16 protein-coding genes and 1 pseudogene are annotated in these 18,459 nt (G+C 58.0%); 7 read left to right on the top strand and 10 right to left on the bottom strand.

Annotation, left to right across the window (positions count from 1 at the left end; genetic code table 11):
* Window positions 1–17: 17 nt before the first annotated feature.
* Window positions 18–455, bottom strand: coding sequence for an Rrf2 family transcriptional regulator (locus LQ231_RS12485; RefSeq protein ID WP_230171549.1), 438 nt, complete (start codon window positions 453–455; stop codon window positions 18–20).
* Window positions 456–560: 105 nt separating this feature from the next.
* On the opposite strand from LQ231_RS12485, the gene LQ231_RS12480 reads away from it, so the two are divergent.
* The 6 genes from LQ231_RS12480 (at window position 561) to LQ231_RS12455 (ending at window position 6,568) form a co-directional block, all read left to right on the top strand.
* On the top strand, window positions 561–1,223 hold the full coding sequence (locus LQ231_RS12480) for a DUF1971 domain-containing protein (protein ID WP_230171548.1): 663 nt from the start codon (window positions 561–563) through the stop codon (window positions 1,221–1,223).
* Window positions 1,224–1,235: 12 nt separating this feature from the next.
* Window positions 1,236–2,453, top strand: coding sequence for an NO-inducible flavohemoprotein (hmpA, locus tag LQ231_RS12475; RefSeq protein WP_230171547.1), 1,218 nt, complete (start codon window positions 1,236–1,238; stop codon window positions 2,451–2,453).
* A 160-nt stretch (window positions 2,454–2,613) separates the two neighbouring features.
* On the top strand, window positions 2,614–3,093 hold the full coding sequence (locus tag LQ231_RS12470; protein ID WP_230173328.1) for a carboxymuconolactone decarboxylase family protein: 480 nt from the start codon (window positions 2,614–2,616) through the stop codon (window positions 3,091–3,093).
* 169 nt (window positions 3,094–3,262) lie between these two features.
* Window positions 3,263–4,102 carry a tryptophan 2,3-dioxygenase family protein gene (locus tag LQ231_RS12465; protein WP_230171546.1) on the top strand — a complete coding sequence of 280 codons (840 nt, stop codon included), beginning with the start codon at window positions 3,263–3,265 and terminating at the stop codon, window positions 4,100–4,102.
* Between the two features lie 122 nt (window positions 4,103–4,224).
* Window positions 4,225–5,250 (top strand): glutathione S-transferase family protein, encoded by a 1,026-nt coding sequence (locus LQ231_RS12460; protein WP_230171545.1) that lies wholly within the window; start codon window positions 4,225–4,227, stop codon window positions 5,248–5,250.
* A gap of 382 nt (window positions 5,251–5,632) precedes the next feature.
* The gene (locus LQ231_RS12455; protein ID WP_230171544.1) at window positions 5,633–6,568 is read left to right on the top strand and encodes an MBL fold metallo-hydrolase; all 936 of its coding nucleotides are present in this window, start codon (window positions 5,633–5,635) and stop codon (window positions 6,566–6,568) included.
* 756 nt (window positions 6,569–7,324) lie between these two features.
* Here LQ231_RS12455 and LQ231_RS12450 read toward each other — a convergent pair.
* From LQ231_RS12450 to LQ231_RS12435, 4 genes and pseudogenes are all read right to left on the bottom strand, one after another.
* Window positions 7,325–8,002, bottom strand: coding sequence for a hypothetical protein (locus LQ231_RS12450; protein ID WP_230171543.1), 678 nt, complete (start codon window positions 8,000–8,002; stop codon window positions 7,325–7,327).
* 777 nt (window positions 8,003–8,779) lie between these two features.
* Window positions 8,780–9,012, bottom strand: a pseudogene (locus LQ231_RS12445) (IS6 family transposase); the annotation flags it as partial.
* A 215-nt stretch (window positions 9,013–9,227) separates the two neighbouring features.
* The gene (locus LQ231_RS12440; protein ID WP_230171542.1) at window positions 9,228–11,060 is read right to left on the bottom strand and encodes an ABC transporter ATP-binding protein; all 1,833 of its coding nucleotides are present in this window, start codon (window positions 11,058–11,060) and stop codon (window positions 9,228–9,230) included.
* Window positions 11,061–11,104: 44 nt separating this feature from the next.
* A complete protein-coding gene (locus LQ231_RS12435; protein WP_230171541.1) occupies window positions 11,105–12,301 on the bottom strand; it encodes an aminotransferase class V-fold PLP-dependent enzyme in 1,197 nt (398 codons plus the stop codon).
* A gap of 141 nt (window positions 12,302–12,442) precedes the next feature.
* Here LQ231_RS12435 and LQ231_RS12430 point away from each other — a divergent pair, with 141 nt between their 5' ends.
* A complete protein-coding gene (locus tag LQ231_RS12430; RefSeq protein ID WP_230173326.1) occupies window positions 12,443–13,228 on the top strand; it encodes an IclR family transcriptional regulator in 786 nt (261 codons plus the stop codon).
* Between the two features lie 8 nt (window positions 13,229–13,236).
* Here LQ231_RS12430 and LQ231_RS12425 read toward each other — a convergent pair whose 3' ends face one another.
* From LQ231_RS12425 to LQ231_RS12405, 5 genes are all read right to left on the bottom strand, one after another.
* Entirely contained in the window at window positions 13,237–13,734 is a 498-nt protein-coding gene (locus tag LQ231_RS12425) for a RidA family protein (RefSeq protein WP_230171540.1), read from the bottom strand.
* 30 nt (window positions 13,735–13,764) lie between these two features.
* Entirely contained in the window at window positions 13,765–14,973 is a 1,209-nt protein-coding gene (locus tag LQ231_RS12420) for an amidohydrolase/deacetylase family metallohydrolase (RefSeq protein ID WP_230171539.1), read from the bottom strand.
* A 1-nt stretch (window position 14,974) separates the two neighbouring features.
* Window positions 14,975–15,850 (bottom strand): ABC transporter permease, encoded by an 876-nt coding sequence (locus LQ231_RS12415; protein ID WP_230171538.1) that lies wholly within the window; start codon window positions 15,848–15,850, stop codon window positions 14,975–14,977.
* Entirely contained in the window at window positions 15,850–16,791 is a 942-nt protein-coding gene (locus tag LQ231_RS12410; protein ID WP_230171537.1) for an ABC transporter permease, read from the bottom strand. The genes LQ231_RS12415 and LQ231_RS12410 overlap by 1 nt, the downstream gene beginning before the upstream one ends.
* A 74-nt stretch (window positions 16,792–16,865) precedes the next feature.
* On the bottom strand, window positions 16,866–18,392 hold the full coding sequence (locus tag LQ231_RS12405; RefSeq protein ID WP_230171536.1) for an ABC transporter substrate-binding protein: 1,527 nt from the start codon (window positions 18,390–18,392) through the stop codon (window positions 16,866–16,868).
* Window positions 18,393–18,459: the final 67 nt, after the last annotated feature.

Genomic DNA, 18,459 nt, shown 5'->3' with positions numbered 1-18,459 from the left:
CGGGTTCAAAGCAATGCCTAACCAGCCGTACGTCTCTCATGAGGACGCAAAATCAGATTGAGTTCGACCTTGCGATGGACGAGATCCGCAACGGTGTATTTGTCGAACACTGAAACGAAGGCGGCTGTGGCCTCGGATAAAACCGTCGGCATTCCACACGCTTGTTTGACGATGCAGATCGAGCACGCCAGCAGATCGTCCAGACCCTCTGTATGACGAAGTAGGCGGCCGAGGTTAATGTCCTCCGCAGGCATCGCAAGACGTATACCGCCCATCCGCCCTCGCACGGATTTGACAAATCCCGCCGCTGCAAGGTCCTGCACCACCTTCATGAGGTGATTTTGTGAAACTGAAAACGCTGACGAAATAGAGCGAATTGAACAGAGCTCATCCTCGCGGGCGGCGAGGTAGATGAGCACGCGTATGGCGTAGTCGGTGTAGAGTGTAAGGCGCATTTCGATCCTGCGGCAAAAAGCCCATCCCCAAAACATGCATTTCATTAGCATCTTTTTGGGGGCTATTATACATGCATATAAGATGCATTTTTAAGGGTGTCTCAGATGGATGTTTTAACTGAACCGGAGATCGCAGCGGTTGTTCGCAGATTTTATGATCGCGTGCGGAATGACGACCTGCTGTCGAATGTCTTCGACGTCGTCGAAGACTGGGATGAACATCTTATTCGACTAAGCGAATTTTGGTCATCCGTTGCCCTGATGAGCGGGAAGTACAAGGGGAATCCTCTCGCAATACATTACGTGCATCGCGACCGAATAAATCCGGAGATGTTTGATCGTTGGCTGGAACTGTGGAGGGCCACCACTGAAGATTTGCTCTGCGCAGACGCAGCTTTGATTCTTCAATCGAAGGCAGCGCGCATAGCTACAAAGCTTAGATTTTCAATGACAGAACAACGAAGCGTTACGTCCACTTCGAACACTCCACCTCTGCGCGCTTTCAAGGTTTCTGAAGATTTCACCGACCAGACAATGCCGGGTGCATTGCTGCGGAACGCTGAACACGACGGCGCAACGTGGGCTCTGATCAGAGTCGCCGCAGGCACGGTCCGCTATGTGGAAAATGACGGCGAGCACTCCGTTGTGGTTGGCGGCGGGAGTTCCGTATTGGTCAAACCACACGTCAGCCACCGCCTCGAAATCCTAGGATACGTGTCTCTCAGGGTCGAATTCTACGACCGCAATCCATCACGCCATCAACTTTAGAAAGGAAGTACCATGCCACAGCCACTTTCATCACGCACGATCGCACTCGTCAAACTCAGTGTTCCTGCACTGTCTGCCCACGGAACCGACATCACGCGTCGGATGTACTCCATACTGTTTCAGGATGCCCACATTCGTGAGCTATTTAATCATTCGAATCAGGGGCAGGAGGGGTCACAAGTCAAAGCGTTGGCGTCTGCAATCCTGGCCTATGCCCAGAATATAGAGAACCTGGAGTCACTTATTCCAGTGGTGGAACGGATCGCGCATAAACACATCGGCTACCATATTCTCCCCGAGCATTATCCTTTTGTTGCTAAGGCTCTTCTTTCTGCAATCGCCGACGTCTTGGGCGACGCTGCCACTCCTGAACTCATCGCGGCTTGGGGGGAAGCTTACTGGTTTCTCGCGGATGTATTGTGTGAACGCGAAGTGGAAATCAGAGCCCGGCTGGAGACTACGGTTGGCGGCTGGAACGGTTGGCGCACTTTCAGGATCGAGAGCAAGGTCAGGGAAAGCAGCGTGGTAACGTCATTTACGCTCAGACCTGTCGATGGCGACGCAGTCTCGCGTCACAAACCGGGTCAATACCTTACGGTCCGAATGGCCGTTGATGGTGGCGCAGTGCTGAAGCGCAACTATTCAATCTCGTGCGCGCCGAATAATGAAACCTATCGGATATCAGTCAAGCGAGAAGCGAACGGGCAGGGCGCTTCGCGGTTTCTCCACGATCAGATGAAGGTAGGAGACGTTCTTGAGGCGACGCCACCTGCTGGTGACTTCTATTTAGCGGACGAGCCGGCAAGACCCGTCGTTCTCTTGTCTGGCGGTGTCGGACTCACCCCGATGGTGAGCATCCTAGAAACTATTGCCTCGGATTATCCCGAAATCGAAACCCACTTCGTACACGGCGCACTAAACAGTGAAACGCATGCCATGGACCGTCACGTTCGCACTTTGGCCGCGAACCATGGCAAGGCTACGGTCAAGACGTTCTACAGCGAACCGAACGTTCGCGATGCCGCAGGCTACTCGCATGATCTCGACGGGTTCATCACGGTGCCTTGGCTCCAGGACCACGTCCCATTCAACGAAGCAGATTTCTATCTCTGCGGCCCAAGACCGTTCCTCGCGGCCCTAGTCTCTGGATTGGTCAAGGCTGGGGTTCATCCTGATCGTATTCACTATGAGTTTTTCGGGCCGAGCGACGAGATTTTAGTGGCCGCGTAGACCAATTGCGACTAGGGGGGCTTTCTCGCCATGCTTTTCCGAGAGCAACCCCAACGGGAGTATAGCTATGCCCCACCATCGGGCTGATCCACGATGAATCTTGCAAATGCAGCCATCCATGCGCTGCCTAGCCCGAACACAATCAGAGTGGATTAGAACAATGACTCAGCGGCTTAATTATGCGCAACTCTCTCCTGAGCTTTTCAAAAGCTTGATGGGTTTCAGCACCGACGTGAAAAACGGTTCCATCGAGCAATCGATTATCGACCTGGTCGATATCCGAGCGTCTCAGCTTAACGGCTGCGCCTTCTGCTTGGACATGCATACGAAGGAAGCCAAGATTCACGGCGAACGCGAACTTCGTCTCTACCATATCGCCGTTTGGCGTGAATCGACCTTGTTTAGCCCACGCGAGCGCGCTGCGCTCGCTTGGACAGAAGCGCTGACCAAGCTTCCTGAAGGCGGTGTTTCGGATGAACTTTTCGAGAAGGTTCGCGGACAGTTGTCCGAAAAAGAGATCTCCGACCTGACGTTCCAGATCATGGTCATCAACAGCTGGAACCGCGCCAGCGTCGCATTCCGCGCAGTACCTGGCTCGGCTGACAAGGCGTTCGGTCTCGACAAAGCTGGTTTGCAATAAGGAATACGGCGGGCGGCCTCATGGTCCGCCCGCCTTCAAAACCATCGTTCATGCTTTTGGACGCTAAGTCGAAGATGAACCGACTGTTGGATCGCCCATTATACTCTTACGCTCTCGTCGGACCAGCTCAAAAAGAGCGGCGGCATTAGCCAAAAAAGAGGATGGAACGATGAGTGACACCGGGATTAACACACAACCTCTCGCAGACGGCCATACCCCTTACAGTCGGTATGTGCAGACGGAAGCGCTCCACACTCTTCAGGATTTTGTGAGCGAGAGCCCAGCCGAACCGGCCTTCTTAGCAAACGTGCAAATAAGTGAGATTTATTGGGCACTGATCACACGAGAGCTCGTTGTGGCCCAAAATGAGCTACGCGGCGACCGTATCGCGGCGACCAACAGGGTACTCCGCAGGATAGTTAGCCACATGGAAGCGTTCAACGCCAACTGGCGTTCGTTGTCGTGGCTCACACCAGCAGAACTCATGCCCATCCTGAAAGGGCTCAGCGCCAGACATGGGAAAGATACGGCGCTTCAAGGCTGGTCCTTCCGGGAGATGGTCTATCTTCTCGGTGTGAAGGACAGGCCCTCGCTTGAGCACTTTGAATCTCAACCCCATCGGCACAAGCAACTGACCGAACGGCTGAATTCTGCAAGCCTTTACGATGATGTTCTAGCCGCGCTGGCACGCTCCGGAAAATCCATTCCGGAACTATATCTCCAGCCGGAATATTCTGTCGCGTATGTTCCGAACAAGGAAATCGAGGCAGTGTGGGCGGAGATTTACCGCCAGGACGACCCTGCTGACGAGTGGCGTGCCCTCGCGGAACTTCTGGCAGACATTGCGGTCGAATTCACCAACTGGAAATATCTGCATCTCATGGCGACGCGGCGTACATTTGGCTCACGTCCCGCGTACCATGGGGTGGATGCGATCCAATGGCTTCTGCCTACAATGGACGAAATTCCTTTTCCCGAAGTCTGGACGGCACGCGGCCTTGTCTGTTGACGTTAGTCTCCAGTGACCGTTCGAGCCGGCTGGGTAGCCAGGATCTGCGGCACCAGACTGAAAGCCTACTTTTCAATCCACATTCAGCCTGAATGGCGTGCCCGTAACCCGAGGAAATGGATATGGAAAACGCAGAATTACAGAAGATGCTCGACCGGGCGCGCCTTTGTTTGGCGGATGTCGACCGCTCCGCTAACCCCGTTGGTAGCGGAAAGCCTCGCTTCGTCCTTTTCCATGCCGCAATGTCGTTTTGCTCGCAGAAGGTTAGAGCAACCTTGGCGCAGCGGGGTGCGGCCTACGAATCGAACGAGATGCTGATCCTCGGACGGCGCGAGGCGAACGGATTGTTGATACCAGCTGAGAACTATTCCCCCGATTACGTTCGCCTACGTCTCCGCGGCCAGGGCGCAGGAAGCGTTGGGCTAGCTCAAGCATATTCCGGAATCTCCTCCGTGTCAGAAGTAGGGCTGGACGCTTGTGCGGTTCCGACGCTGGTGGATTTAGAAACCAGCGAGGTGGTCGTGGATTCGCTGCGTATCTGCATTCACATCGATGCGGTTGCGGGCGGCAACGACAGATTAATTCCCACTGACCCGGTCCAGTTGCAAATTGTACGCCGCCAGCTGAGAGCGGTCGATGTTACGCCACATCCAGGACTACTGTACGGCTTCCCCCAAAACGCAGACCTGAGGCCCGATCCTCTCAAAAAAGCGATGTCCACGGTTTATGAGGAAAAAGTTGAGGCGCTGAGAGCGTTGTTGTCACAAAATATCGGGGATCCTGAACTTGTGGAGGCATACAGGGCTAAGATCGCCAAGGAAGCAGGCGGGTTAAATCTTCGATACGATTTCGCATTTCAAGACAGTCTTCGCGCTTCGGCGAGGCGAATAGTCGAACAGCTTGCTTCTGATCTCGAGGGGGCCGGTACTGGATGGCTCTGCGGTCCAAGCTTGACGCTGGCTGACATTTTCTGGGCAGTCAGCCTCACGAGGCTGCAATACCTGGGGCTCGGAAGACTGTGGGTGGATTTTCCCGCCGTGGCTGCCTATGTCGACCGTCTCCACGAACTGCCCTCGGTACAAGAAGAAATAATAATGGCAACGAGACGCTCAATGCCAGAATCTAAATATATCAGATCCTTAGTGTGATATATTCATCTAACAAATCAGTTTCGTCGGCGAGTCTGTATACTTCAGCGTAGCGCCATCATGGAGCCGACAGTTTGACACCTAAGCCACGCCTTAGGCGCGTGAACTGTCTCCGCTGGTACGTACCGTTCGTCCGTGTAGGGGGAGCCTCCGCTATCCCGTGACTTGCGTGACTAGCAGCCCCACCACCCCGCCCCAAACCTAAGTTTGGATTACGAAGGGAAGTCCGCAACGGTAAAACGTAGCTAGCCATCACCGAACAAACGTCCACCACAGTAGTGCAGCGTGCATTTCCAGGTCGTTTGATTCCGTCGTTGAAGCCAAATCCCCATCGGCGAATGGACGGTGACAGGTTGGTGCTACAGCAACACAGGAGCGCACTATGACGCAGCAGACAAAAATTCCCGCAGAGAACACCTTTCATCCAGGCAAATCAGGCGCCTCCGAGTTGGTTCCGTCTCGATACGCACTGAAGATCGGCGACATCGACGTGATGGTGGTCAGCGACGGAGTCCTTCCGCTCCCCACGAAAATGCTTGGGCACAATGCGGACCCCGCTGTTCGTGCGACCTGGATGGCAAATCAATTTTTGCCACCCGAGGCCTTTGACTGGCCGCTAAATGCCGTCGTTGTTCGTAGCGGTAAGCAGGTCATCCTTCTGGATGCGGGCTTGGGCCTCGACCCAGACCTCCATCTCCCGAGGGCCGGTCAATTGGTAAAGCGACTGGAAGCGGCCGATATCGATCTCTCGTCCGTTACTGACGTTGTGCTCACTCACTTGCACATGGATCACATTGGCGGTCTCCTTGTCGAAGGAGTGAAGGAAAAACTCCGTCCAGACCTGCGGATCCACGTGGCCGCCGCGGAAGTCAAGTTCTGGGAGGCGCCCGATTTTTCGCTCACTGCTATGCCCGATGGCTTTCCGGACGCTCTCCGGGCAACTTCGAAACGCTTCTTGAACGAGTACCACAATCAGCTCCACACGTTCGATGAAGAGGTGGAGGTTGCCCCAGGCGTCGTCGCTCGTCGTACTGGTGGCCACACTCCTGGTCACTGTGTTATCCGTCTCACTTCTCAGGGCGAGGCTTTGACATTTGCTGGCGACGCTGTCTTCACCGTGGGCTTCGAACAGCCTGAGTGGCACAACGGCTTCGAACACGATCCTGAGGAGGCTGCCCGCGTCCGGATAGATCTCCTTCGGGAAGTTGCAGAGAGTGGTGAACTGCTGGTCGCTACGCACCTGCCATTCCCTTCACTGGGCCGTGTCGCTCGGTCAGGTGATGCGTTTCGTTGGGTGCCTTTGTTCTGGGACTACTGATCCAAAGCGTTCTCTCGGCGCTGCTCGACTTCATCGGGGGACGCAGGTTGAATCGGCACTCTAAATCGTTGGCCAAGTGCGATTTTTACCTGGTCGCCGAGTTTGCCGAACGAACTAGGATCAACTAACGCGATTGGCGAGCCCGGGCTCGCCAATTTGCTACTTCACCGTCTGCGGCAAATTGGGGGGCTGGAGTCCTCAACGTTTCAACGGACAGGACGGTTTGGAAGGCTATTTCTCGCTTCACCTCAGCCATCGTAGTCGCAAGACAGGCTGGAGTTTTGATCCGGTTTTTCACGACACAGCGCGATGGCCATGTTGGTGTATGTGCTGGCAACGCTTGGCTCCGCCGATCTCCCCGATGAAGTTTCCGCCCTGAAGGCAATGGTGACCTTGAATGGGCGCGGTATCCTGTTGAGTCCTTAGGCGACTACCGGTTGTTTCTGGTTCACATTATTTCGGCTAGCCAGGCCTCGACACGTCGGACACCCACGACCACGGATGGCAGCTGCAACATCTTCTGCCGCTTGCACAGGAGCTTCGCGATGCTCGGGCCAATGTCACGCTGCGTGCCCTAGAGGCAGATCACGGCTCGGCATCCGTTGGAAGGGATCTTGCCCTGGCGCTCTTGGATGACGGAGAAGCTCTCCTCACGTTTCACATTTTAAATCACTGGGTGACGCTAAGCCTCCCGGCGATGCATGCGTGACATAATATATAGTTGGTGTCGTCTGGGCGGTAGCACTCTGTTTTGGGTCAACGGAACGAAGCTGCCCATCTTTGTACCCAGTCTTGAAGCAACCGAAGCCACTGACGAGGAGCTGGCTTCGGTCGCTTTTGCAAGCTGACCTCCGGTAGCGGAGTGGCCGCCACGACTTGATTACCTGAAGGATCGCTCAAAGCGGACGGGTTATTTGCAACCTTGGTGACGCGCCATTCATAGTGAATGAGGCCGTCCGCATGATCTTGCACCAATATACCCTGATCTACGGCAAGCGAAAATTCGGCATGAATTTCGTCGGTAAAGCCAACAAAAAGCATGCGTTGCATCAAGGTGGAGCGCCCCGACCTACTATAGGAAAATTTTATTTCGGCCAGGGTGGCGTCCCAGTGCGCCGTGGAGAACGGCCCCTTGTCGCCGATAAAGGCCTCATCGGAGTATGCGTAGAACATTCCCAGTGCGAAGAACCGATCGATCTCCTCCAGGACAGCGCCGACCGGCGCTTTCGCCCACGCGGAGGCTACTATTTCGCCTGTGAAACCTTCTTGTGCGACTTTTCCCCCAGCGACTCGATGGATAGCTTTGTGTCCATAGCCATTTCGGTAGATGATAATCTCGATGAGAGCGGATTCCACGCTGTCAGGGTTTGCAAGTATTTCGACGTAAAGATTTTTAAGCCTACCGACATACGTGGTGTACGAAGTTGCCGTCATTTTGTTGTTCCGTGAATTGTGCTGCTGGACGACTTCGGCTGCAGTTGGGATTGCGAGATATCCCTGTTGCTCGCGGCCAGGTCGACTAGCTGGCATTAGACGTGAGTCTAATAGCGACGAGCAGTTGCGAGGAGGGCCTCCAGTCTTGCTACCGGGCCGTGAAGTTTCTGGAGGCGCGCTTCCTCTTGTGCGTCGAGGCGATACCGCTTCGCAAAATCTCGGACCACCCAAAGCCCACTGTATTCTGTGTCAAGGGTAGGACGGTTACATTGCTCCACCATGGGATCTCCACCCGCCGTCAATGGTACACCCTCTTGGAGGGCGAACTCAGCCCGACCGAGGTTCCTTCGATTTGCCACGAAGGAGTGTGAACGCGAAGGCGAATGTCTGGCCCCTTCATTATATCTACCGCTAGATACAAAACCGTCAGTCCGTAGGCAGACAGGACTACCAGCATCGAAATTGCCGACGATCCCTTCGCGGTGTGATACCGCCGATACTCCGTTCTCTTCATGCGCGCGATCTCCTTTGTCGGTGTGTCGATGGGCGCGGATCACGGCTTGTGCCAATGTTGATTGGCGTGACGTTCCCAAACAGTCGATCTCTGTCGTCAAATGTGAATGGGTCGCCGTATCCTGAATAGCTAGACGAAGGTTTGGGAACGTCACCCAAGCAACATTCATCAATCGCAAGCGCAAACCATCGGTCGCGACGTGTCGAACGCATCGTAAAACTTGACTTGCGAGGAGCACCCGCAAGCCAGCTTTACCGGGCACTTCATGCTCGGCCGATCTTCGCCCGCAGGTTCATCGCCTCTGAACGCATTTCGCGATGATGCTTAGAGGGGATGTCGTGGCGCGGGATGTGGAACAGATTGGCAATCGGGTCATGGATTGCGACGAAGCGATGTAGATGTCGCGGCGACTTGAAGCGCTTCCTGATCCGCTCTCGTCGCCGAACTGCCGGTGGGCATTCTCAGCCCCGTTGTTCAGGCCTTTGTGGGAACGGTAAGAACCGGGGCCGAGCGCCGCGAGTGATGATCACCGATAAGCTCGGTCTTACGAAGCTGCAATGCGGAAGACCATCCCCGGTTTCGAGCAGAGCCACACGGCGCGGGCAATCATCTTGGCCGGGAAAGGATGGCGGCGGTAAAGAGGGTCACGGTCTGTCATCCCTCTTTATCTCATAGACGTCCTGGCTTCATAAAATTGATGATGCCAGCCGGTCAGTTCATCACAAGATGGCCGTCCGAAACCGTGCGGTATGTGCGCACCGGCATAACTTCATCGCTCGAGCGAATGGGGCTCTTCAGGTCATCCACCACCAAGTCACGCCTTTGCCGCCGTCGGGACGGATCGGGGACCGGAACCGCGGAGAGCAGTTTCTTAGTGTAGTCGTGTTGCGGATTGCTGAAGACGCTAGCGCGCGGGCCGATCTCGACGATCTCACCGAGATACATCACCGCCACCCGGTGGCTTGCCCGCTCGACAACCGACATGTCGTGGCTGATAAACAGGAAGGCGAGGTCGAGTTCCGCTTGCAGGTCCAGCATGAGGTTGATCACCTGCGCCTTGATCGATACGTCGAGCGCAGACACACTTTCATCGGCGACGATGACGCGCGGGCGAAGCGCAAGCGCGCGGGCAATGCAGATCCGCTGCCGCTGGCCGCCGGAGAACTCGTGCGGAAAGCGGTTGGCCATGTCGGCACCAAGGCCGACCTTGACGAGAAGATCGGCCACTACCTCGCGCGCCTCGCGGGCAGTCCCCATCCGGTGTTCCAGATAGGGTTCGGCAATGGCCTGCCCGATGGTCATGCGTGGGTTCAGCGAGGCAAAAGGATCCTGGAAAATCATCTGCACAGATTTGCGCATCTGACGGATGTCGCTTTGGCCAAGTGTCAGCATGTCGCGGCCGTCAATCATGACCGAGCCGGAATCTGGTTCGATCAGCCGCATGATGGCACGCCCGGTGGTGGACTTGCCGCAGCCGGATTCGCCGACCAGTGACAGCGTTTCTCCCGCCATCAGGTCGAATGAAACATTTTCCACCGCATGAACGCGCCCGACCAACCGGCCAAGCAGCCCGGCATGAATGTCGAAACGCTTCGTCAGCCCCTTCACCTCCAGAACCGGTCGCGTCGCATCGACCGTATCCTCGACTTCGATCGCCTCGTTCGCCACGCCTGTCGATGGATCGACCACCGGGAAGCGCAGCGGGCGCGCATGACCCTGCATCGAACCGAGCACGGGAACGGCGGCCAGAAGTGCGCGGGTGTAGGCATGCTGGCCGCGATAAAAGATATCGGCCGTCTTTCCGGTCTCCACCTGTTCTCCGCGATACATCACCACCGTACGGTCGGCGATTTCAGCCACCACGCCCATGTCATGGGTGATGAAGAGAACCGACATGCCGTCTTCTTCCTGCAATTCCTTGATCAGGTCGAGGATCTGGCCTTGGATGGTGACGTCGAGCGCTGTCGTCGGTTCGTCAGCGATCAGCAGTTTCGGCTTTGAGGCGAGCGCCATTGCGATCATCACGCGCTGGCGCATGCCGCCGGAGAAACGGTGCGGATATTCGTCAAAACGCGAGGCGGCAGACGGAATGCGGACCTTCTCGAGAAGCCGTATCGTCTCGGCCCGCGCTTCTGTCGCGGAAAGACTGCCGTGGCAGAGAAGAGCCTCGGAAATCTGGTCGCCGATGGTGAACAGCGGATTGAGCGAAGTCATCGGCTCCTGAAAGATCATGGCGATCTCGTTGCCACGCACCTTGCGCATGTCGCGCTCAGGCAAGGATAGAAGGTCGCGCCCGGAAAGCCGGACGCGACCCTCGATACGGCTCAACCCGGGGTCGAGAAGCCGCATGACGGAGAGAGAGGTGACGCTCTTGCCAGAGCCGCTTTCGCCAACAATGGCCAACGTTTCGCCGGCCGCAACATCGAAGGAGACGGTATTGACAACAGGTTTCCAGGCCCCGTCGACGATGAAGGAGGTGGTTAGGTTCTCCACCGACAGGACAGGGTCCTGTCCTTTGACTGCAATGATCATATCTCTCATCATCTCTCCCTCTTGGCGCTATGGTCTGACCGTCTGTTAAAACTGCTTCAGTCGGGCCAGCGCAGCATGCCATCGAAGCGGTGGCGGCTGAGGTCTTCGATGGGCGTCGCGATGATCTCGTTGGAGGCGCGTGCCTTGTCGAGTTCTGCGGTGAGGCGCTCGGCCACGACCACTTCCTCGCCCGGATGCAGGTTGCACGGGTCGAGATAGAAGTAGTTGTGCTCGGATTCGTGGTCGCGCACGATGATCGGTGGGCTGCCGGCGCGAAGGGCAGCGGCCAGATCCCAGGCAGTGATATGCGCCTCGCGCGGGTCGATGATCACCCGCATGCGGTCGAGCGGATTGTCTGTCGGGTCGGGTTCCACCAGCGCGGTCACGCCGGCGCGCCCCTTGAGCGCCTCGTTCCACAGCGCCAGATATCCGGTTTCGCGGGCCCGCACCCCCTCATGATCGCGCGCTTCCCAGGCCTCGAGTGCCGCCATCACGCCAAAGACGCTTTCCTTGCCCACCTTCATACCGCGGCCTATGCCCATGTTCTGCAGGAAGGCGTTGCGCACTAGTTCCTTGCGGCCGGCGACGATGCCGGTGGTCGGGCCACCGAGGAACTTGTGTCCGGAATAAAGCGCGATGTCGGCGCCGCTGGCGAGGAATTTCTGGAGATCATATTCGGACGCTGCATCGACGATGACGGGTACACCCTTGGCATGCGCGATCTCGACAAACTCGGTCAGATGTAGAAGCCCATAATCGACAACATGATGTGAAACGACGTAGACGGCGGCTGCGGTGCGTTCGTTGATGGCATTTTCCATGTGGTAGCGATGGGTGGACGTCGCCTGACCGATCATTACGACCTTGCCGCCCGCTATCCGGATGGACTGGTCGACTGGCGCGCCGTAGCTCACCACATGGCCCATCTGCACCAACACTTCGTTCTTTTCTGGCGCGAGATCGGGCAGCCGCTCGATGGCGAGGAGATCCGGCCCGGTGATGGCGCCGGCCACCGCAAGGCTGATGCCGGCCGAGCAGGATGCAGTCACGAAGCCCGCCTCGCCACCGGTTAGCCGAGCGATCACGGCACTTGCCTTGCGTTGGAGATCATTGACCTCGACGAAGTGCGGCAGGATCTCTGCCATGGCCGTGATCGCCTCCGGCACAACAATGGAGGCGCCAAGGCTCGTCATCGTGCCGGAAACGTTGATGACCGGCCGAAGGCCGAGCCGCGTGCGAAGGTCGTTGGACATGGTGTCGTTTCTCCTGATCTGCCGGCATGCCGATGACTATCGACAGCTATGCCATAATAATATAATAGCCTCTCGAAATCCTCGAGGAGCATCGTCGTGTCATCTCAAGCGTCCAGCCCTGTTTCCATCCCTGACGTCGCCATGCTGGAGGAGGGGGAAAAGACCACCCGCCGCAGCCGCGTCAGCGGTATTGATCGGGCGCTGCAGGTCATTGACCATCTTTATGAGACGGGCGAGCCGGCTGGCGCCTATGCCATCGCCAAGGCGATCGGCGCGCCGCTCTCGACCGTCTATGTCATCATCGAGGACCTCGTCGACAAGCAGATGCTCACGCGCAACGCCGACAACGCGATCTGGCTCGGGCCGCGGCTTTACCACTATGGCCTTGCTTATGCCCGGTCGCTTGATTTCATGAGCGTCTCCACTCAGGAGATGCACGACCTGTGCCGGCAGGTTGGCGAGACGGTACAGCTGTGCGGGCGCGACGGAGACCATATGCTGGTGCTGGCCATGGCGGATGGCCCGAGCCATTTCCAGTTTGCCTCTCGGGTCGGAACCCGTGTTCCGCTCAACTGGACGGCGTCCGGACGGCTGCTGGTCGGTCATATGGCCCCGGAGGAACGGCGAGAGCTCTTCCGCCGCTGCGCTCGCATCTCGCCGACGGGACGGGCGGAAGTGGATGCCGCGACTCTGTGCGATGCCGCCGGCAGCGCCTTCGCGGAGCGGCTGTCCGTCCAAGTGGCCGAATCCGACTACGCCGTCGCGTGTATTGCATCTCCCATCGTCAATGATGCTGGTAGTTGCGTTGCCACCATCTCGATCGTGCTGCCCGAACAGAAGGTCATCGGCAGGGACAATCCTTACGCGGAAAGCGTCAAAGCCTCGGCTGCAAAGATCGAAAAGATGATGGGCTGGCGCAATCGCTGACATGTGCCTCAATCCCTCAACGCCACGATCGCTTCGATTTCAACGGTAATGTTGCCAGGCAGTGATCCAAAGCCGACCGCCGAGCGGGCATGCCGGCCGGCCGTGCCGAATACATCGAGGAACAGGTCCGAGCAGCCATTGATGACCTTGGGGTGATCAAGGAAATCCGGCATGGCATTGACCATGCCCAAAAGCTTGACCACCTGCTTCACGCGGGAGAGATCCCCCAGCGCATGCTGCATGACCGCGATAAGGTTGATGCCGACGAGCCGGGCATGGAGATAGGCTTCCTCGACGCTCACATCGCCCCCCACCTTGCCTGCGTGCAGGTAGCCGTTTGCCTCGAGCGGCCCCTGGCCGGACAGATAGAGCATGCCACCTTCCACCACATGCGTGACGAAATTCGCGATTGGCGGCGGCGGCGGCGGCAGCGTGATCCCGAGCCGAGCCAGCCGGTCATATGCCGTCTGCTGTGGATCGGGATTGGAAATGCGGGGATGGGTCAAGACAACTCCTTGATGCGGAAGCGAGCGCGATTACCGCCACGAATAGCCATGGCTGTGACGAACCAGCTTGCGGGCGCGCGGAATGTAGCGTGACGCGGTGATGGCTTCGGCGCCGATCACCGCATAGCGCGGTTCGAACAGCCGGGTTAGGCGCGAGACGTCGCCATTGCTGTCGGTGGCCTCGAGATCGGCATCGACGAGATCGAAAATGGTGAAGTCGGCACGGGCGCCGACGCTCAGACGGTCCTCCATCGACAGCTTGATGGCAGAGGCGGGCGCGAGGGTCACTGCCTCCACTACCTTCTCAAACGGCATTCCGACGCTGAGCAGCTTCGACATGGTGGTGGCCAGGTCCCAGACCGGGAAGTTCATGGAATGGCCGTGCAGGTCCGTCGAAATCGAAAACGGCAGGAGGCCGCGCGCGATTGCCGCTTCCGCGACCTTGAAGGAAAAGGAGGCGCCGCCATGGCCGATGTCGAGGCGAATGCCTTCCGAGGCGCAGCGTTCGGCCAGGTTGAACAGGTCCTCGTCCTCCATGATCGAGGAACCGGCCTTGCCGTTGAAGCAGTGCGTGACAATATCGCCGGGGCCGAGGATTTCCAGCACCTCGTCATAAAGTGCCGGCGGCTCGCCGACATGCACCATCATCGGGATTTTGAGGATCTTGGCGATCTTCTTGCCGAGCTTGACCGGCGTCACACCCCACGAACCGGTGATCACGTGGCTGGCCCTGACTTTCAGACCAACGATATGCTCGCTGTTTTCGGCATAGCATTCCAGGATGCGGTCGAGATCGATATCCTTGATGTCGCGCAGTTCCGGCACGCGGTTGCATGCGACAAGGCCGATGGAGCCGAGATTGAGGAAGGCCTTGATCCGCTCGCGTGAGGGTTCGATGATATATTCGCGAAACCCGTGGAAATTGGCTTCCCCGGCCGATCCGGCATCGACAAGCGTCGTCACGCCGCGTTCCGCTCCGCATTCGGAAGGACGGATGGAAATGTCGGTTCCGCCGTGCCAGATGTGGACATGCAGATCAATCCAGCCCGGAGAGATGTAGGTACCGGCGCCATCGATCACGGTTGCATCTGGCGGCTGGGGCAGGCTGTCTCCAATGGCGGCGATATGACCATCGGCACCGACGAGGATGTCGGTCGATTTTGCCGCGGAAGGCGTGGAGAAGGCCATCGGCTTGACGTTCTTGAGAAGGAGCGGTTTGAGCGCTGTGCTGTCGGCCATGTCAGAGGTCCTTTCGAAGTCTGGGATCGAGCATGTCGCGCAGTCCGTCGCCCACCATCTGCAGGCAGAGGACCGAGAGAATGATGGCAAAACCCGGGAAATAGGTCATCCAGTCCGCCTGGCCGACATACTGGCGGCCGGCAGCGATCATGGTGCCCCAGGTGGGAATTTCGGGGCTGACGCCGAGCCCGAGGAAGGAAAGGCCGGCCTCAGCCAGCATGGCGCTGGCAAACAGGAAGGTGCCCTGAACCAGAATAGGGGAGGCCAGATTGCGCAGCACATGGCGTGTCATGATGTGCCAGGTGGAGATGCCGAGCGCCCGGGCCGCCTCCACATAGGGAAGTTCGCGGATCACCAGCGTCGAGGCGCGCACGATGCGGGCAAGCCGTGGCGCATAGACCACCGAAAGAGCGACAATGACGGTTGCAAGCGACGGTCCAAGCGCTGCCACCAGCGCGATGGCCAGCAGGATGTCGGGAAAGGCCATCATGGCATCGATCAGTCGGGCAATCGGCGTATCAAGTCGCTTGAAGAAGCCAGCCAGGAGCCCGAGCGTCACGCCGATGACCGCCGACAGGCAAACCACCGATGCGCCGACGAACAGCGACAGGCGCCCCGCATAGATGGTGCGTGAGAAGATATCGCGGCCGAACTCGTCCGTGCCGAACCAAAAGAGCGTGCTCGGTGGCTTCAACCGGTTCACGATCGACAGTTTCGAAGGAGAGTATGGCGCAATCCAAGGCGCAAGAACGGCAAGGAGAACAAAAATCGCCAGCACGATCAATCCGACAGCTACCGTCTTGCGCTTCAGGAAACGGCGCAGGAAGAGAGCCCGTGGTGCGGCCGGTTGGCTGGCTGTGGTGGTGATTTCGGCCATCAGTAGCGCACCCTTGGGTCGATGAGCAGGTAGAGCATGTCGATCAGGAAGTTGATGAGGACATAGAGGCCGGCAATCACCAGCAGCGCACCCTGGATGACGGGATAATCACGCCGCAGGACCGCCGAGACGACGAGGCTTCCGACGCCGGGCAGGCCGAACACGGTTTCGGTGACGACAGCGCCGGCAATCAGCACCGCGGCCGTCAGGCCGAGCACGGTGAGGATTGGGATGAGGGCATTTTTCAGCGCATGCTTCAGGACAACGCGGCGCTCGACAAGCCCCTTGGCTCGGGCGGTTCGGATATAGTCGTCGCTGAACACGTCGAGCATGGAGGCGCGGGTGAAGCGAAGGATGAGCGCGGACGAGACGAGACCTAGCGCGACGGCCGGCAGCGTCAGGTGATACATCCGGTCGAGAAAGCTCGCATCCGGCCCGCCGTAACCCGACACCGGAAACCATCCCAACCGGACGGCAAAGATCTGCATCAGGATGAGGCCCAGCCAGAAACTTGGAATACTGGCGGCGAGCATGGCAATTGTTGTTGAAGCCTGATCGATGATCGAGCCACGGCGATAGGCAGCATAAATGCCGATGGGAAGCGCAATGACGGCTGCAATGAGAAGCGAAAAAACCGTGAGGAAAAAGGTCGGCTCTGCCCGCTCGACCAGCGCCTGGCCGACCGGAATGTTGAGGAAGATCGATTGCCCGAGGTCGCCCTTCAGCAACTGACCGATATAGAAGACGTATTGCACCAGGATCGACTGATCGAGCCCGAGGCGGGCGCGTAGCGCCACAATGTCGGCAGGTGTCGCATCCGGGCCGAGCATCACGGCGGCCGGATCGCCCGGCGTTACACGCACGATGATGAATACGATCGTCACCACCAGGAACATGACGACTACCATGCCGGCCAGACGTTTGAGAATATAGCTGATCATACAGTTCGGTTCCGGTGCCGCATGCGGGGCGTCAGCGGGACGCTGGCAATCGTGCCGGCATCCCGCGGTTCAGATCACGGGGTGACGGAGGCATTCCAGAAGTAGGGCCACGGGGCGGGCTCGACACCCTCAAGCTTGTTCGACACAGCGGCTACGGCATTGAAATTACCGATCTTCAGGAGCGGCAGTTCGTCATACATGGTCTTCTGGACCGCCTGCCACAGCGCGATACGCTTGTCCGGATCGGCTTCGGAGGTGAAAGCGTCGACCGCTGCCTTGCGGGCCGGCGTGTCCCACCAGCCGGGGGAACTGGTAGACAGCGCTCCCATCAGGGCGGGTTCAGGCAGGAAGGGGCTGTGGGAAATGTAGATGTCCCACAGCTTCGGGTCGGCGCGACGCTGCGTCAGCGTTGCCCAGTCCACCACCTGGAGATCGACGATGAAGCCGGCAAGTTTCAGATATTCGGCCGCGACCTGCGCCATCTTGTAGTGGAACTCGTACTGGCGGCTTGTGAGGATTCGAAGCGGTTTGCCGTCATAACCGGCGGCCTTCAGATCCTTCGCCGCGCCTTCCGGATCGCCGAGATTGTAGTTGCCTTCTGTGCCGATCTCCGTGTGCCATACGTAGGACGCGGGATAGAAGGCGCCGTCGGCCTCATAGAAATCTTTGGCACCGAAGGCAGCGGCCAGCATGTCTTCGGTGTTCAAGGCCTTTTCCACCGCCTTGCGCACGGCCAGACTGGAGGACAGGCCCTCCTTGGTGTTGAAGACAAAGACCGGGAAGCCGAAAGGTTTCAGCATGATCGGCTTGGAGGCGCTAGAGGACTTGACCCGGTCATAGGCCTCGACCGGGATCGAATCCACGTAAGCGTACTGGCCGGAGATTGCCGCTTCCACACGGGTGTTCGGGTCGGGAACAGGAACGAACCTGATTTCATCAAGATACTGATGGCGGGCGCCACCATAACCGTCCGCCTCGCCGGAGCGGGACTTGTAGCCGTCAAAGCGCACCAGCTGGATATACTGGTCCGGCTTGCGCTCCTTCAGCATATAGGGGCCGGTGCCGATCACCGCGTTCATCGTGTCGGCTTGGTTTTCCGACGGCAGGATGACGGCCGCCGAATTGTTGAAGGCGAGTAGCGAAAGAAGCGGCGCATAGGGCTGCTTGAGGGTGATGGTGACCGTCTGCGGATCGGTGGCGGTCACCGCATCGATGAATGGGGCCGCCTGCTTGCCGCGCGAGGCGATTTTCATCCAGCGGCCGAGCGAGGCGACGACATCGTCGGCATTCATTTCGGAGCCGTCGTGGAAGGTAATGCCGCTGCGCAACTTGATCGTATAGCTTTTCCCGTCAGCGCTCATCTCGGGCAGGCTTTCGGCGAGCAGCGGCGCAACCTTCCAGCTTTTGTCGAAGGTGTAGAGCGTTTCGAAAAAATGCTGGGTGACGATGCCGACAAGATCGGCAGTAGATGCCATCGGGTCGAGCGTTGGGGGTTCACCGATCGTAGCAACATTGACCACGCCCCCACGCTCGGCGGCAAGCGTAAGGCAAGGAGTTGAGACAAGTACGGTTGCGGCAAGGAAGGCGAGTTTCAAGCGCATGATGGACTCCCGAGTTAAGTGTTCCACAATTATGAATTATAGTTTCTAACTATAGAGTACTGGGTGT

Source organism: Rhizobium sp. CECT 9324 (genome assembly GCF_918741265.1).
Classification (GTDB): Bacteria; Pseudomonadota; Alphaproteobacteria; order Rhizobiales; family Rhizobiaceae; genus Allorhizobium.
This window is presented reverse-complemented; position numbering and strand designations above follow the sequence as displayed.

Bases quoted from the DNA above. Each gene is read 5' to 3' on its own strand.
- LQ231_RS12455 (WP_230171544.1), top strand. From the start codon at position 5,633: ATGACGCAGCAGACAAAAATTCCCGCAGAGAACACCTTTCATCCAGGC.
- LQ231_RS12410 (WP_230171537.1), bottom strand. From the start codon at position 16,791: ATGATCAGCTATATTCTCAAACGTCTGGCCGGCATGGTAGTCGTCATG.
- hmpA (WP_230171547.1), top strand. From the start codon at position 1,236: ATGCCACAGCCACTTTCATCACGCACGATCGCACTCGTCAAACTCAGT.
- LQ231_RS12485 (WP_230171549.1), bottom strand. From the start codon at position 455: ATGCGCCTTACACTCTACACCGACTACGCCATACGCGTGCTCATCTAC.
- LQ231_RS12405 (WP_230171536.1), bottom strand. From the start codon at position 18,392: ATGCGCTTGAAACTCGCCTTCCTTGCCGCAACCGTACTTGTCTCAACT.
- LQ231_RS12470 (WP_230173328.1), top strand. From the start codon at position 2,614: ATGACTCAGCGGCTTAATTATGCGCAACTCTCTCCTGAGCTTTTCAAA.
- LQ231_RS12415 (WP_230171538.1), bottom strand. From the start codon at position 15,850: ATGGCCGAAATCACCACCACAGCCAGCCAACCGGCCGCACCACGGGCT.
- LQ231_RS12460 (WP_230171545.1), top strand. From the start codon at position 4,225: ATGGAAAACGCAGAATTACAGAAGATGCTCGACCGGGCGCGCCTTTGT.
- LQ231_RS12480 (WP_230171548.1), top strand. From the start codon at position 561: ATGGATGTTTTAACTGAACCGGAGATCGCAGCGGTTGTTCGCAGATTT.
- LQ231_RS12465 (WP_230171546.1), top strand. From the start codon at position 3,263: ATGAGTGACACCGGGATTAACACACAACCTCTCGCAGACGGCCATACC.
- LQ231_RS12440 (WP_230171542.1), bottom strand. From the start codon at position 11,060: ATGATGAGAGATATGATCATTGCAGTCAAAGGACAGGACCCTGTCCTG.
- LQ231_RS12430 (WP_230173326.1), top strand. From the start codon at position 12,443: ATGCTGGAGGAGGGGGAAAAGACCACCCGCCGCAGCCGCGTCAGCGGT.
- LQ231_RS12435 (WP_230171541.1), bottom strand. From the start codon at position 12,301: ATGTCCAACGACCTTCGCACGCGGCTCGGCCTTCGGCCGGTCATCAAC.
- LQ231_RS12450 (WP_230171543.1), bottom strand. From the start codon at position 8,002: ATGACGGCAACTTCGTACACCACGTATGTCGGTAGGCTTAAAAATCTT.
- LQ231_RS12420 (WP_230171539.1), bottom strand. From the start codon at position 14,973: ATGGCCGACAGCACAGCGCTCAAACCGCTCCTTCTCAAGAACGTCAAG.